The 14,297-nt window shown below is 68.2% G+C and carries 9 protein-coding genes and 2 pseudogenes; 2 read left to right on the plus strand and 9 right to left on the minus strand.

Annotation, left to right across the window (positions count from 1 at the left end; genetic code table 11):
* Positions 1 to 13: 13 nt before the first annotated feature.
* The 5 genes from QFZ76_RS19630 to QFZ76_RS19650 form a co-directional block, all read right to left on the minus strand.
* A complete protein-coding gene (locus QFZ76_RS19630; RefSeq protein ID WP_307674959.1) occupies positions 14 to 1,210 on the minus strand; it encodes a glycoside hydrolase family 26 protein in 1,197 nt (398 codons plus the stop codon).
* Positions 1,211 to 1,596: 386 nt separating this feature from the next.
* Positions 1,597 to 2,430 (minus strand): hypothetical protein, encoded by an 834-nt coding sequence (locus QFZ76_RS19635; protein WP_307674960.1) that lies wholly within the window; start codon positions 2,428 to 2,430, stop codon positions 1,597 to 1,599.
* A 941-nt stretch (positions 2,431 to 3,371) separates the two neighbouring features.
* Positions 3,372 to 3,593: a hypothetical protein gene (locus QFZ76_RS19640; RefSeq protein ID WP_307674961.1), complete on the minus strand. Its 222-nt coding sequence runs from the start codon at positions 3,591 to 3,593 to the stop codon at positions 3,372 to 3,374.
* A gap of 665 nt (positions 3,594 to 4,258) precedes the next feature.
* Positions 4,259 to 4,567 (minus strand): hypothetical protein, encoded by a 309-nt coding sequence (locus tag QFZ76_RS19645; RefSeq protein WP_307674962.1) that lies wholly within the window; start codon positions 4,565 to 4,567, stop codon positions 4,259 to 4,261.
* A 429-nt stretch (positions 4,568 to 4,996) separates the two neighbouring features.
* The gene (locus QFZ76_RS19650; RefSeq protein ID WP_373464325.1) at positions 4,997 to 5,605 is read right to left on the minus strand and encodes a hypothetical protein; all 609 of its coding nucleotides are present in this window, start codon (positions 5,603 to 5,605) and stop codon (positions 4,997 to 4,999) included.
* A gap of 278 nt (positions 5,606 to 5,883) precedes the next feature.
* On the opposite strand from QFZ76_RS19650, the pseudogene QFZ76_RS51775 reads away from it, so the two are divergent.
* Positions 5,884 to 6,037, plus strand: a pseudogene (locus tag QFZ76_RS51775) (Glu/Leu/Phe/Val dehydrogenase dimerization domain-containing protein); the annotation flags it as partial.
* Between the two features lie 545 nt (positions 6,038 to 6,582).
* Here QFZ76_RS51775 and QFZ76_RS19660 read toward each other — a convergent pair.
* Positions 6,583 to 6,915, minus strand: a complete 333-nt coding sequence (locus tag QFZ76_RS19660; RefSeq protein ID WP_307674964.1) for a hypothetical protein — start codon at positions 6,913 to 6,915, stop codon at positions 6,583 to 6,585.
* 730 nt (positions 6,916 to 7,645) lie between these two features.
* Here QFZ76_RS19660 and QFZ76_RS19665 point away from each other — a divergent pair.
* Positions 7,646 to 8,854 carry a S8 family peptidase gene (locus tag QFZ76_RS19665; protein ID WP_307674965.1) on the plus strand — a complete coding sequence of 403 codons (1,209 nt, stop codon included), beginning with the start codon at positions 7,646 to 7,648 and terminating at the stop codon, positions 8,852 to 8,854.
* 601 nt (positions 8,855 to 9,455) lie between these two features.
* Here the strand turns inward: QFZ76_RS19665 and QFZ76_RS19675 are convergent.
* The 3 genes and pseudogenes from QFZ76_RS19675 to QFZ76_RS19685 form a co-directional block, all read right to left on the minus strand.
* Positions 9,456 to 10,325 (minus strand): annotated as a pseudogene (locus QFZ76_RS19675) (IS5 family transposase).
* Positions 10,326 to 10,555: 230 nt separating this feature from the next.
* Positions 10,556 to 11,410, minus strand: coding sequence for an ABC transporter permease (locus QFZ76_RS19680; protein ID WP_307674966.1), 855 nt, complete (start codon positions 11,408 to 11,410; stop codon positions 10,556 to 10,558).
* Entirely contained in the window at positions 11,407 to 14,061 is a 2,655-nt protein-coding gene (locus tag QFZ76_RS19685; RefSeq protein WP_307674967.1) for an alpha/beta fold hydrolase, read from the minus strand. The genes QFZ76_RS19680 and QFZ76_RS19685 overlap by 4 nt, the downstream gene beginning before the upstream one ends.
* Positions 14,062 to 14,297 lie beyond the last annotated feature (236 nt).

Genomic DNA, 14,297 nt, shown 5'->3' on the forward strand with positions numbered 1-14,297 from the left:
CGGGCCGGCGGGGTCACCAGATGCGTGACCACCAGTCGGAGCGGATGCAGACCTTCCCTCCGAGCCAGGACCCGAGCCAGTCATCCAGGTCCAGTGGCGAGCAGTTCGGGTGCGGCGGAGACACCGGTGCGAGCTGTGGCGTCGGCAGCGGCAGGGGCCCAGTGGGGCCGGAGAGCGCGGACCGGTACACCTCGGCCGCCTGTGAATTCCGCCGGCACTGCCACACGCCGTGCGGGCAGTAGTCGGTGATCGTGTTGTACAGCGGCTTGTGCTCGTCGATCCAGGCGAGCATGCGCCGCATGTACTCCGCGTTGTCGCCGTTGCGGAACAGGCCCCATTCCGGATACGAGATGGGCTTGCCGCGTTCTTTCGCGAAGTCCACGTGTTCCTGCAGTCCGTACGGCTCGGTCACCTGTCCGTCGAAGGACATTCCCCGCGGCTGGTCGTACGTATCCATCCCGATGATGTCAACCGTGGTGTCCCCGGGATAGCACTGCGTCCAGGGAATGTCGTCGCGCCCGCGACTCGGTGTGAAGTCGAACCGGAACTGCTGCCCCGCCACCGAACGCATGACGGTGACGATTCTGTTCCAGTATGTCTTCCAGGCCTCCGGGTCCGGCCCGCACCGATGGGTGTACGTGATGCCGTTCATCTCCCACCCGAGCACGAGCACCGTGTCCGGTACCCCCAGGGCGACCAGCCGCTCGGCCAGACGGCGGTAGTGCCCATCGAACTCCCCGGCCGCGCCCCGCCGCAGCAGCGCACGCGCCTCGGCATCGGACACGCCCTCCTCATTGCGTTCCATCATGGGCACGTTGAGGACGAACATCCGGTCCGCCCTCTCCCGACGCCAGGCCGCCCAGACATCCAGGAAGCGGGGCTCGCCCTCGATGTTGCTCCAGAGGTCACCTGGCAGGTAGGTGTGTCCCACCCGCAGTTGGGCCCCGTTCAGCCACCGGCTGAGCCCTGCCATACGGGCCACGCCGAGCGAGCCGTAGTGGAGGTAGGCGCCGAAGGCGGGTTGCGGGGCGAGCGGTACAGCCGGCACGGGCGGTGCGGGCGGGAGGACGGTGGCTGTCGGCACAGGCGTCTGGGCGGCCTTCTGGGCCGAGGCGTCCACGGCGTGTCCCGGTACCAGGGCGGCCAACGCGAGAAACCCGGCCGCGACGTACAGAGGCCATCTTCTGCGACTCCGTTGCTGAGCGGCCATGGCAGCTCCTTTCTCCGCACATCGACAGCAGCCGAACCGCCCGGACCGCCACCCTTTATCCGAATCCACTCCATTGATCAGTCATATGTGTGCCCGTACTACCGACTGAGTCCTCTGCCTTGGCAGGCCCTGACCACCCGCACGAGTGAGTCGTGACCGAGGAAAACAAAGTGAATCCGCCGGCCCTCGATCCCTTTCGCCACGGAAGGGCCCGCGGCCGTGTGGTCCCTGCGGCCGGGCCGGAATCGCGACGCGCGACCGGAGCATGGAGGGCCCTCGGGACCGGGAAAGCACTCGGGTGCCGGACGCGGCACGTCCGGCACCCGGTGCAGAGCACTACCGACGGGACGCGGCCCGGCCTCGTCGGTACAGGATCACGCCGCTCGTCAACAGCAGCGCGCCGCGGCCCCCGAGGCCGCGATGGCCTGCTTGTCGAGGCCGGTCTCGGGGAGGTGGGGCGGTTCCGCCGGTGGCGAGGCCGGGGGCTTGGGGTGCCCGTCGGTCGGTGGTGACCACGTGGGCGGCTGCTTGGTCGGCGGAGTGGTGGGAGGCGGGGACGTGGGCGGCGTGGTGGTGGGAGGCTCCGTGGACGGTGTGTCGCCGTAGCCTCCCGGCGTCTCCGAGCCACCGGGGTCCTCGCCGTACCCACCCGGCGTCTGCGAGCCACCGGGGTCCTCGCCGTACCCACCCGGCGTCTCCGAGCCACCGGGGTCCTCGCCGTACCCACCCGGCGCCTCCGAGCCACCGGGCTTCTCGCCGTACCCACCCGGCGCCTCCGAGGCGTCTCCGTCACCGGGGTCCTCGCCGTCACCGGCGTCCTCGCCGTAGCCTCCCGGCGCCTCCGAGGCGTCCCCATCACCACGGTCCTCGCCGTCACCGGCGTCCTCGCCGTAGCCTCCCGGCACCTCCGAGGCCCCACCATCACCGGGGTCCTCGCCGTACCCACCCTCAGGGCCGGAACCGAGCACAGCGACATCGACGTGGCCGGTGTCGCCGTCAAGACCGCCGGGCCGGCGGTCATCGCTGTGGGCGGCGTCGTGCGGGACGCCCGACAATCCACGCGAGTTCGGGCCGCTGGTGAAGGAGTTCCCGAAGGACGGGTCAGTCGCGGCACTCACGTCGTTGGACTTGTCAGGGGCGCTGACGGACACCTCGGCTTGCGTGTCCGCGAACGCCGTGATGCCGTACAAGGGCAGGATGCTCGTCGCGGCGGCAGCCACGACCATTCCCCTACTCAGGTTCTTTCGCAATCTAGTCGTCTTCCTCTTCGAAGAAAGGGGAAAAGCCGGTCCTGGATCCAGGGAACAGGTCTCAGGCCGACCGGTGCCACAGGCCGGAATCCAGTGGGATTTCCGCAACAGGTCGCACCGCAGCATCGACGCCAGTCTCTCTCACGTCAGCGCTTTCTCCTCTCCTTACGGCTGCGACCCGAGACGGCTTCCCGCCTCCCGTGGTTCCGCCTCTGCTGGATCTTCTGGCTGGTCCAGTGATGGGACCCGGTGAAGTGCCAGTAACGACAGTCCGAGCATCGGTAGATACGGTCGGGAATTTTTTCCAACAGCGGCTGCTTGATCAGCCAGATCCTCGCCTCTGATTCGGTACGGAAAGAGGCTTTCCCGGTTTCCGGACAACGCGGCAGGATGATCGTATCAATCATATTCCCTCCGAGGCGCGATGCGACTCACATCCCCCTGGGTGAAACCGATATTGCATCGACAGGAAACCATCCATCAAGCAGGTGACACTCTTCCGGGTGAGCAGTCATTGAATTTGAGCCGAACAGCCCTGTATGGCGACTGAAATGCATTGCGCTGATCGGACGATATTCGGGATGACTTGCCGACTGCGCCGCCCTGCCGCACCCACACCCGCTCGAACACCTTGACCAAGTTCACCGAACACGGAAAAGAAAGAGCGGCCATCGGAATGGATGGCCGCTCCTGGCATGACGCCGACTCTCGATCAGCGACCGCCATGATCGCCAGTGACGTGACGTCATGGTGATCAATTCCTGGAGAAACAGAAAGCGCCTCTCCCTCGGCGGACGAGGGGATGTCACCTCAGCCCCGCGTCAGAGAAAGACGCTTTCCTACTCGGACCGCGATCCCCCGAGGGAATCGACGAGATAGGCCCGAAACCGGACCCAGAGGGCTCAGGTTCTTCAGCCGAGGAACCCTGCGGGGAGCGTGACCGTGGCCGTGGCCGTGGCCGTGTTGCCATTGGTGTTGGTGTTGGTGTTGGTGTTGGTGTTCTCGTTGACGATGACAACGCCGCCGTCGTCGCCGTTGTCCCCATCCTCGCAGGCGCTGGCAGCCGCGGCGGAACCCGCCAGGAGGGCCACCGCCGCGAGGGTCGACGCACCCAGCTTCATGGACTTGCGCATGTGATATCTCCGTTCTGGATCTTCCCTGCTGGAAGAACGAAATCGATATTGCCTCGACACCGAATGCCACGCAACTTGGAACACTCCAACGGCCCAAAGCTTCATCCATACGGCCCTGCAAACAGGTGATATTAATTACCGGGCATGCAGACCACACCCGGCCGGCCACCCAATAGAGCAGTGAATGACGGGCCGGGAAGCGGGGGTGAATCACCATTCATTTTCGAACTCCAGCCCGAATACGTCGGTCAACAGTCAGTACTCCAATCCGCCCTCCTGGATATCAATAGGGGCCGACCGCCATAAGCGGTCGACCCCTTGACTCTTGGCACCGAAATATTCTTTAGGCATCCTTCGGGAAGATGTGATCGCGGCGTGCAGAACCCGCAACACGCGTACGCTACCCAGGTGAAGCACCGGCGTTACGGCACGGCGCAACCTGGCTTCAGCGGGCTCAGCCCACCCCGTCACTACTCCGGCGCGCCGAGCAGCGAAATGCGCGGCTCGATGCCGCGCATTCGCCGTATACTTGCGGCCGCTCGAGCGGAGTGCCTCTCCCCCGGGCGGATGAGGATGCTACCTCATCCGCCCGTCAGGAAAAGACGCTTACAGGTCGGGTCACGATCCCAAGAGAATCGGGTGACCGCCGAACTGGGCTCGAACGATTACAGGCCGAGGCCGAGGAGGCCCAGGATGGTGGCACTGCCGGCCTGCTGACCGGCGGCCGCCGCCGGCGCCGGGGCCGGGGCCGGGGCCGGGGCCGGGGCCGGGGCCGGAAGGGTGACCGAGGCGGTGGCCGTGGCCGTGTTGGTGTTGGTGTTGCTGTTCGTGTTCTCGTTCTCGTTCACGATGACGATGCCGGGCTCGTCGCCCCCGTGCACGTCCTCGACGGCGCTGGCGCCCGAGGCGGAACCCGCGATGATGGCCACCGCTGCGAGAGTCGACGCAGCACCCAGCTTCATGGTCTTGCGCATTCGGATATCTCCGTTCTGTCTCTTCCCGGTTGGAAGAACGAAACCGATATTGCCTCAACGCCGAAGCAGGCACCACTTGGAATGCCTGTGGCTCCGGAACTTCATCCACATGGCCCCCTGGGGCAGGTAATACGAAGTGCGGAATCTCCAAGTCACGCCGCATCCGTCCCCTGTGAAGTAATGCAACACCGGCTGCGCAACAGAGTTGAATCAGCGTTTCATTTCGAACCACCGACCGAATGCCCACTCGATGGGGCGCGTTCGGTGGTCGCCTCATCGGCCGAGGTGCCTCGAGCTGCGACCCAATCGCCGCCGGCAACGCAAAGATCCGTGGTGCTGGTGCTCCGGCAAGGCCAAACACTGTGCCAACAGAGGAAGTTGGCAGCCTCCGAGGCTGTGGATCGGGTGCTCCAGGGTTCCTTGGGTCAGCTACGGACAGGTGACGGTGCCGCGCGTCAGGTGGCCGGCCGGGGCAGGGCTGTGAGGCCGACGGCTGCGTGCAGCAGCCGGTAGCGGAGCTCTTGGGTTCGGCGGTGCCCAACTCGCCCTCCAGTAGCAGCAGACCGTCCAGGCGAGCAGGTCGAGGGCGGTCAGCGCGAGCTCGAGCCAGGCCGTGTCGATCCGGAAGTGGCGGGAGGGAATCGGCCGAAGCCGGTGCTCGTGCCGCAGCGGATGCGTTCCCCGACGCGGGCATGTGCGCGGTGGCGGACCTCCAGGCGCTGCGGGGAGCCCCGTAGGGGTGTCAGTGAGGAAGACCTGGTAGCGCAGACCCTCGTCCAGCTCGCGCAGGGACCGCTGGGCGCCGGGGTGCGGGCGCTCGCACCGCACGATGATCCGGGTGCCGTCCGGGTGGTCGTGAGGGTCCACCATGCCGGTCAGTTCGGCGTCCTCGGCGCCTTCGCGAAGGGTGCCGTCCTGCTCCAGTGCTGGGTGCCAGACCTGCTCGGGCAGGGCCCTGATCGCGCGGCGGACCGGATCGGTGACGGCGTATCCGACGGAGAAGGAGGTGCGGACGCCCCGGCCGCGCAGGTTGCGCACGTGGTTGGGGAACGCCTTGGCCGGGAGCTGTGGGCACTGATGGGGATGCCGATGTCGGCGCACATGTGAACGAGGTCGTACGCCGGCAGCCGGTGCCGTGGCGGTGAGCGTCGGGGATCTGAGCCAAGGCGGCGTCCAGGGCGTTCGTTTGACAGGCCCTGCCCGCGGATATCGGGTCGAGAACGTCGACTCCGAGGGCTTGCGGATGGTTCATCAGGGTCGCCGCTTCCCGCTCGGCGAAACCAGCGACGGCTACCGCAATGTGGCGGCTCTGGTCGAACGAGGCGGAGGCCGTCGCCGACGCGCTGAAACTCGCCCGCGGGATGTCGTACAAGAACGCCATGGCCGGTCTCGATCACGGCGGCGGCAAAGCTGTGATCATCGGTGACCCGGACCAGCACAAGACCGAGGAACTGCTGCTCGCCAGCGGGTCGCTTTGCCTCGGCAGATCACACACAACACGGAACCATGTCCGCGGGGTGCTGCGCGAGACCCTGGCCGAGATGACGCCGGACATCGACCTGCTCGCCTGCTCGCGGTGCGACAGTCCCGGAAGCAGGACGCCTTCGCTCGGGGCGGGTGAGCACCTTCACGTGACCGCCAGAGGCGAGGCTACGTGCGAGGTCTTCGGCCTCAACTGCGGGCTGCTGGTCCGGGGAGCCGGAGACGCTGCGCTGTTGCGGGGCGGGCGAGTGCGGGCCGGGATGCTGGTCTGACACTGTCAGTGACTGTCAGCAGGTGCCGGAGCCGGCGGTATGCCCTTTTTCCCACCTTCGGCACGGGCAACTTACCTGGGCACGGGCGGCTTCGCCGCTGATGGCCTTGTGGATCGTACGGAGTTCGACTCCGCTTCCAAGTCGATACCGATGCCGGGGCACTCCAGACGGCGGTTGCCGCCGTCCCACCTAGACCTTGCGGATCGCGGAATGGGCGGCGGCAACAGTGTCCATCAGGCGGGTGCCGACGAGGAAGTACCGTCAGCAGTTGCCGATCTGGGTGCTCGCATCGTCGGTCTTCAGCGTGGCGCAGACCTTCGGGTTTCCGGGCAGGGTGACGGTGAAGGTCCGTTCGGTACCGGCCTTAACGGTCTTCTCGACGCTCAAGAGCACGGTGTCGCCCTCGGTGATCTGCACAGCGACGGTCTGCTCCTGCTCACAGGCAACGCCGACGCTGACGTCAGTGGTCAAGTTGTTGCTGACCTTGTTGTAGCTGACGCCGCAGGGGAAGGCCTGCTGGGGAGCGGCCTGCGCGGGCGCGGCGGCGACGAGCGGCGCGGAAGCCAGCAGCATGGTGGCCGCCGAACGGAGCATGCGATGAGGCATTGGTTCTCCAGTGGTGTCAATCGGGCCGACCGCCCTGGGCGGTCGGCCTCTCAATCACGGCGCCCAAAATTTCCCTTAAGCGCCATTCGGAGAAGATGTGACCACAGTTCGCACGAGCCCCGCAACACGGCGCCCTGCCCTGTTGTTGACCGGATCCGCCACTCGGGTGACCGACGTTCGCGCCCCCGGGAGCGTCCGATCGCACGGCCGTGCGGCTGCGGGTTGGCCACGCGCTGACGGCGACCGAGACCACCCTTGCCTCTGTGCGGACGTCCGCCGTCGCGGCGAGGTGTGCCGACCGCTGGACTGGATTCCCGAGGTCCATCACCCGATCGGGAACAGTGAGGCGGTGATCCCGGAAGCGCTGGTGCTCTACCGGCGCGGCAGCGACGCCGATGGTGCGATGCTCGCAGGTCCGGACAGTTGCAAGTTCTGCGTGCGAGTGGCGTCAGGCCGGCTTCGTGCGCCTGCGATGACACCTCGTCCTCCCGCCGAGGACTGGAGCACGCACCTGGCTGATGGGCATCGCGCACTCAGTCGGTCAGCCACGGACCAGCCCTCGGGATGCTGCTCCGGCACAGAGTCCACTCGTACGGGGTCGCTGGTGGTCCCCCAGGGTGAAAAGCACTGATGGGACATTTCGGTGACGAACCGTCTGGTCATCCTATGATCAGCAGTTTTAGCGAACACGTCACTCCCCCGAGGAAGGCTCTTCAGGATGCGAGAGATGTTCACCACCCGGCGGCGGATCGTCGCGGCGATCGCCACGGCGACCGCGGCCGCCGCCATCGGGTGCGGTACCGCCCTGCCCGCCAAAGCCAACCCGGCCGCCGGAAGGATTCTGCACGAGCGTTCCTCCAACTCCGTCGGAAACAGCTACATCGTCGTACTGAAGGATTCCGCCGGGTTCGCGGCGAAATCGACGGAAGGACAACTACTGGCGGCCAAGTACGGCGCCAAGGTGGAGCACACCTACGACGCCGCTCTCAATGGCTACGCCATCCGTGTCGGCTCCTCCGGAGCGAGGAGTTTGGCGGAGGACCCGGCCGTCGCGTTCGTCGAGCAGGACCAGAAGGTTCACCTCGACGCGACCCAGATCGCCCCGCCATGGGGCCTGGACCGGATCGACCAGACCCGCCTTCCGCTCAGCGGGACGTACACCTATCCGGATACGGCGGGCAGTTCCGCGACCGTGTACGTGATCGACACGGGAGTGCGCATCACGCACACGGAGATCACCGGGCGTGCCAGGTACGGCTACGACTTCGTCGGCCGTGATGCCGTCGCCTCCGACGGCAACGGTCACGGCACCCACGTCGCCACCACGGTCGCCGGCAGGACGTACGGCGTGGCCAAACGCACCAAGATCGTGTCGGTACGGGTGCTGAACAACAGCGGGGCCGGCACCCTCTCCAACGTCATCGCGGGCGTCGACTGGGTCACCACGCGCCGCGTCGGGCCCGCGGTCGCCAACATGTCGCTGGGCGCCGCCGCCAGCAGGGCGCTGGACACCGCGGTGACGAACTCCATCGCCTCCGGTGTCACCTATGCGGTGGCCGCCGGCAACTCGAATGCGAATGCCGCCTACTACTCACCCGCACGGGTGGGTAGTGCCCTCACCGTGGGAGCCAGCAACTGGATCGACTACAGATCCAGTTTCTCCAACTACGGTTCCGTGCTCGACATGTTCGCCCCCGGCTCATCGATCACCGCAGGCTGGCACACCAGCGACACGGCGACTGCCACGCTCTCCGGCACCTCGATGGCGGCCCCCCATGTCGCGGGAGCTGCGGCCGTCTACCTCACCTCGCACCCCGCCGCCAGTCCGGCGACCGTACGCAGTGGTCTCGTCAACGGGGCCACGACCGGGGTCCTGGGAAACGTCGGAACCGGTTCGCCCAACAGGCTCCTCAGGCTCGTACCCTAGCCTCCGCGTTTCACCTGGGGCGGCGACCAACTCTTGAGCGGGAAAGCTGAAGTGCCCTCTGGCCGAGGACGAAGGGGATCCGGATGGACCGGAAGTTCGCCGAGGCCAGAGGGCGCCGGGCAAGGAACGGCGCCGTGGTCGTCCGACGAGCGGAGGGCGTCGGCGAAGTTGGCGGCGACAGCCGTGACCTGGAGGCGGGGGTTCGTGTGCCAGAGGGAGTCCTCGAGGGAGCCAGTCTCCACCTGACCGGACTCCTCGTGCGGCCGGCGGGTGCCGGGGGCGAGCCAGCGGACGGTCGTATTGCCGAGGTGGCCGTCGGCTCCGGCCTGGTGCGGACGGCTCAGAGGGCGGTGGCCGTGTAGCCGGGGCCGTCTTCGCAGCCGTCGACGCGCAGCCCCCGAATCCGGTACCGGTCCATGGTCCGTCCGTGCCACCTTGGTCCGTTGACCGGTGCGTCGACGCCGACTCTGTGACGGAGCCGGGTACCGGAACGTGCGGCATGGGGTGTTGCGGATGAATATTCGACACGGCCCCACTGATGGCCGGTCGAGACCGGTGGGTGACCCTCCGTTGACCTGAGAGGTCGTTTTCTCCCGTTGTTTCATCCCGGGATGCGGAGTTGGTCCGGTGATATCGGGTCGCGCCAGGAGACGGTGTTCTCACCGGTGAGGCGGCGTGCCATCAGGTCAGTCATGGCGAGATGGATCATGGCTTCGGAGCGGTGTGGGTGGGTTTCGTAGTCGCGCGCCAGACGTCGGTGCAGCATGAGCCACCCGTAGGTCCGCTCGACCGTCCAGCGTTTCGGGATGGGGGTGAATCCCCTGGCCCCAGGGGTGCGTTGGGCGATTTCGAGGTCGATGCCGAGGGCTGCGGCGTGCTCGACGAAGTGCGTGCGGTAGCCGCCGTCGGCCCAGACCTTGCGCAGGGTGGGGTGGTCGGTGGCGGCCTGCTCCAGGAGGGGGCGGCCGGCGGTGGAGTCCTGGACGCCGGCCGCGGTGACCAGCACCGCGAGCAGCAGGCCGAGGGTGTCGGTGATGATGTTGCGCTTGCGGCCCACGATCTTTTTGCCCGCGTCGATGCCCTGCGTCCTGGCGGGGACGGAGGTGGAGGTCTTGACGCTCTGGGCGTCGATCACGCAGGCGGAGGGGTGCCGGTGTTTGCCCTCCTGCTGGCGCACCAGCTCCCGTAATAGGCCGTTGAGCTGGGCGAAGATCCCGTCGGTCTGTCATTTGGCGACGTAGCCGTAGACCGTCTGGTGGGGCGGAAAGTCGTGCGGGAGGTAGGCCCACTGGCAGCCGGTGCGGTCGACATACAGGATCGCGTTCATGATCTCGCGCAGGTCGTGCCGGGGCGGCCGGCCGAAGTCCAGGGCCCGACGCCGGCGTTCGAGGCGCCAGGCGGACAGCACCGGCTCGATCAACTCCCAGCGGGCATCGGACAGATCACTCGGGTACGCGCGACGTTCCGCCATGACCTGGACGTACCGCCGGTCGGGGGCGTGCGCCCAGGCGTGCATCCTGCCTTGCGGAAGCACGGCCCAGACAGGGGCGTCCAGGGTTGAGACGGGCGCGAGCCGATTCCGACCCCGCACGTCACACCATCCGCCCCGACAAACACGACCGGTTCAGCACCCTCATCAGCACCCGACGACCGCGCTAATCAAACCTGGAGCTATCACCGCACCGCAGATGAAAACGACCTCTAAGACACCACGTCCTTGCGGGCGAAGCCCCTGAAGGCCAGGGCGAACAGCACCACGGCGTACGTTATGGAAACGGCCGTGCCCTGGATCATGCCGGACCACTCGGCATTCGGCTGGATGGCGTCCGCCCAGGCGAACTGCCAGTGCGCGGGCAGGAAGTGACGCCAGTCGCCGAGGGCCGTCACGGCGTCGAGGACGTTGCCGACGATGGTCAGACCGACCGCGCCGCCGACCGCGCCGAGCGGGGCGTCCGTCTTGGTCGACAGCCAGAACGCGAGCCCGGCGGTGACCAGTTGGGACACGAAGATGAACGCCACGACCACCACCAGCCGCTGGGCGGCCGTGCCCGGGGCGAGGGAACCGCCGGTGGGGATCTCCAACGAGCCCCAGCCGTAGGCTGCGGTGCCGACGGCCAGCGCCATCACCGGCAGCAGGATCATCGCGGCGAGGCTGAGGCCGAGCCCGACGACGAGCTTCGACCACAGCAGCCGGGCGCGCGGCACGGGGGCCGCCAGCAGATACCGCAGGGAGGACCAGCTCGCCTCGGAGGCGACCGTGTCCCCGCAGAACAGGGCCACCGGGATGACGAGCAGGAAGCCCGCCGACACGAACAGGTTCACCGCGGCGAAGTTCGCGCCGGACGCGGTGGCCGTGTCCATCAGGGTCACCCGGTTGCCCCGCTCGTCCGGGTCTCCGCCGACCGCGAAGGCGATCAGCAGGACGAACGGCAGCACGGCGAGGATGGCCCCCATGACCAGCGTGCGGCGGCGCTTGAGCTGGCGGACCAGTTCGACGCGGAGCGGCAGCGTACGGCCTGCCTGGTAACCGGAGGCGACCTCGGTGAGCGTGCTCATGCCGAACCTCCGATCAAGGTGAGGAAGGCGTCCTCGAGACCGCGGTGCGGTCCGACCGACTGGACGGGCACCTCGAGCCGGACGAGTTCGGCGACCAGGCCCTGGGCACTGCCCTCGGCCTCGAGCCGGACCAGGAGGCCGTCGTCAGTGCGGACTGCGGAGCTTACGCCCGGCAGGGCGGCGATCTTCTCGACGACCGGCTCCTCCACCGGCTCGGAGGTGCCGACGAGCAGGGTGTCGCCGGAGCCGACGATCTCCCCAACCGGGCCTGCCTGCACGAGCCGGCCCCGGTCCATCACCAAGAGATGGGTGCAGGTCTGCTCGACCTCGGCCAGCAGATGGCTGGAGACGATCACCGTGCGGCCGGCGGCCGCGTACCCGATCATAACCTCGCGCATCTCGCGGATCTGGGGCGGGTCGAGGCCGTTGGTGGGTTCGTCGAGGATGAGCAGGTCCGGCAGGCCCAGCATGGCCTGGGCGATGGCGAGCCGTTGGCGCATGCCTTGGGAGTAGGTGCGCACGGGACGCTCCAGCGCGTCCCCCAGACCTGCGATCTCCAGCGCCTCGTCCAGGTGCGCGTCCTCCGTGGGACGGCCGGTCGCCCGCCAGTACAGCTCCAGGTTCTCGCGTCCGGTCAGGTGCGGGAGGAAACCGGCGCCCTCGACGAAGGAGCCGACCCTCGACAGCACCGGGGCGCCTGGGCGGATCGCGTGGCCGAAGATCCGGGTCTCGCCGCCGTCCGGTGTGATCAGACCCATCAGCATGCGCAGGGTCGTGGTCTTGCCGGCGCCGTTCGGCCCCAGCAGGCCCAGGACCTGGCCCTTCTCCACTCGGAAGGACAGGTTCTGCACCGCGTAACGGTCCGCCGACCCCGCGTACCGCTTGCTCAGGTCCGTGATCTGGAGGGGGACCTCGGCCAGCCGCGGGTCGGGGGCCGGCGTCGCCGTGCCGCGGCGGCCGGTCAGCAGCAGCGTCAGCGCGAGCACGGCGCCCACGAGCGGCAGCCACCACACCCACCCGGGCAGCGGTGCGGCCGTGGTCGTCACACCGGGTGCGGTCGGCACCTTCAGGTCGCCCTTCAGGGCCACGGTGTACGTCGCCGGGGCGACCGGTGAGGCGTAGCCGAGGTCCGTGGAGGCCAGGACCAGGTGCAGACGGTGGCCCTTCTCCACCTCGTGATCGACGGCGGGCAGCGTGAACGTCACGTCCTTGCCGGCCTTGGCGCCCTCGACCCGGACGGGTGCGACCAGCTGCGAGGGCAGCACCGGCTGGGCCGCTCCCGGGCCGACGTCGTACACCTTCCCGAAGAGCACGGCGACGTCGCTGGTCGAGCGCACATGGACGGTGACCGTCGGGGAGCCGGTGATCCGGAGGTCACGGGTCATGGGCGCCGACTCGAAGCGGGCGTACTGGCCGGGGAAGTCCAGTGACACTCCGACCCCCAGCGAGGACAGCTGGGCGAGGCCACCTGCGCCGCCGAGGCCGGGCAGGGCGGAGACGGCGGGCGGGGTCGCGCCCGCAGGGTTGACGAAGCTCTGCTCGCGTCCGGTCAGGGCGACCGGCTGCTGTCCGTTCCCCAGTCCCGGATACCTGTCTCCGCTCGCTCCCCTCAACTGCGCGGCGCCGTCGGTGGAGTCGACGCCTCCGGTGCGAGTGATCCGGAAGGCCGGCCCGGTGTCGACACCCTTGTCGTCCTTGAGGTAGCGATCGAACCACGAGCGCACGCGTGCCTGGACACGGCTGGTCTCCATGTCGCCGCCGTCGTGCCCGCCCGCGATCCAGTCGACGTCGACCGGCGCGCCGTTGGCCCGGATCGCCTTCGCTGCCGCGTCGGCCTGGCCGAGCGGGAAGAGGGAGTCCGTCTGGCCCTGCGTGATGAGCGTGGGCACCTTGATGCGGTCCCCGACGGCGGACGGCGAGCGCTCCTGAAGAAGGTTGCGCGCCTCGGCGTCCGGCGTGCCGGACTCGGCGACCCGGTCGTACATCCGGCACAGCTGCGCCTCGAACCGGTCGCAGCCGCCACCGGAGTTGACAAAGATGCCGCTCCACAGCTTCTTGAAGACGCCGTTCGGAAACAGCGCGTCCGCGAGGTTCCAGTAGGTGATGGCCGGGGCGATGGCGTCCACCCGGTGGTCGTACCCGGCGGCCAGCAGGGAGATCGCGCCGCCGTACGAGTTGCCGGCCATGCCCACACGCGGGTCGTCGGCCTTGTCGAGCTGCACCTCGGGCTGTTTCGCCAGCCAGTCGATCAGCTTCGACACGTCGGCGACCTCGCCGTCGGGGTCGTTCAGCCCTATCTTCCCGGTGGACTTCCCGAAGCTCCGCGCCGACCATGTCAGCACCGCGTATCCGTCCCTGGCCAGGTCCTCGGCCTGCTGCTGGACGTCGGCCTTGCTGCCGCCGAAGCCGTGTGCCAGCAGGACGGCGGGGCGGCGACCGCCCTCACCGGCTGTGATGTACGACGTGTCGAGGCGCACCCCGTCGCCCACTGCCATGACCCGGTCGGTGCGGTGCACGGGCGGGGGCGCGCCGTCGGAGGCGACGGCCCGCCACGTGCCGGCACCGCCGAGCACGACCACGGCGGCTGCGGCGGCGGCCAACCGTCGTGGCCTCCGCCGCAGCGTCCGCGGTCCGGGAAGTCGAAGATCCATGCGTCAACGGTACGGGTCGCCACGGACAGCCGATGCAGTCCCCAGGCGGAACCGCTCCCCCTCCCACGGGCGTACGGGACTGCTAACCCGTACCGCGTGCGTGGTACGACGACGCACGCCCCCTCCCTCTGCCGACGCGGTCCGCGCCCGCCCCGGGCGCCTGCAAGCCTATTTTCTGGTCGAATCCCAACTCATCACCGCATGGTCACACCGGAACCGCCGAAAATCGCACGATC

The sequence above is a fragment of the Streptomyces sp. V4I2 genome, assembly GCF_030817655.1.
GTDB lineage: Bacteria > Actinomycetota > Actinomycetes > Streptomycetales > Streptomycetaceae > Streptomyces > Streptomyces plumbiresistens.

Bases quoted from the DNA above. Each gene is read 5' to 3' on its own strand.
- QFZ76_RS19645 (WP_307674962.1), bottom strand. From the start codon at position 4,567: ATGCGCAAGACCATGAAGCTGGGTGCTGCGTCGACTCTCGCAGCGGTG.
- QFZ76_RS19685 (WP_307674967.1), bottom strand. From the start codon at position 14,061: ATGGATCTTCGACTTCCCGGACCGCGGACGCTGCGGCGGAGGCCACGA.
- QFZ76_RS19660 (WP_307674964.1), bottom strand. From the start codon at position 6,915: ATGCTCCGTTCGGCGGCCACCATGCTGCTGGCTTCCGCGCCGCTCGTC.
- QFZ76_RS19630 (WP_307674959.1), bottom strand. From the start codon at position 1,210: ATGGCCGCTCAGCAACGGAGTCGCAGAAGATGGCCTCTGTACGTCGCG.
- QFZ76_RS19665 (WP_307674965.1), top strand. From the start codon at position 7,646: ATGCGAGAGATGTTCACCACCCGGCGGCGGATCGTCGCGGCGATCGCC.
- QFZ76_RS19680 (WP_307674966.1), bottom strand. From the start codon at position 11,410: ATGAGCACGCTCACCGAGGTCGCCTCCGGTTACCAGGCAGGCCGTACG.
- QFZ76_RS19640 (WP_307674961.1), bottom strand. From the start codon at position 3,593: ATGCGCAAGTCCATGAAGCTGGGTGCGTCGACCCTCGCGGCGGTGGCC.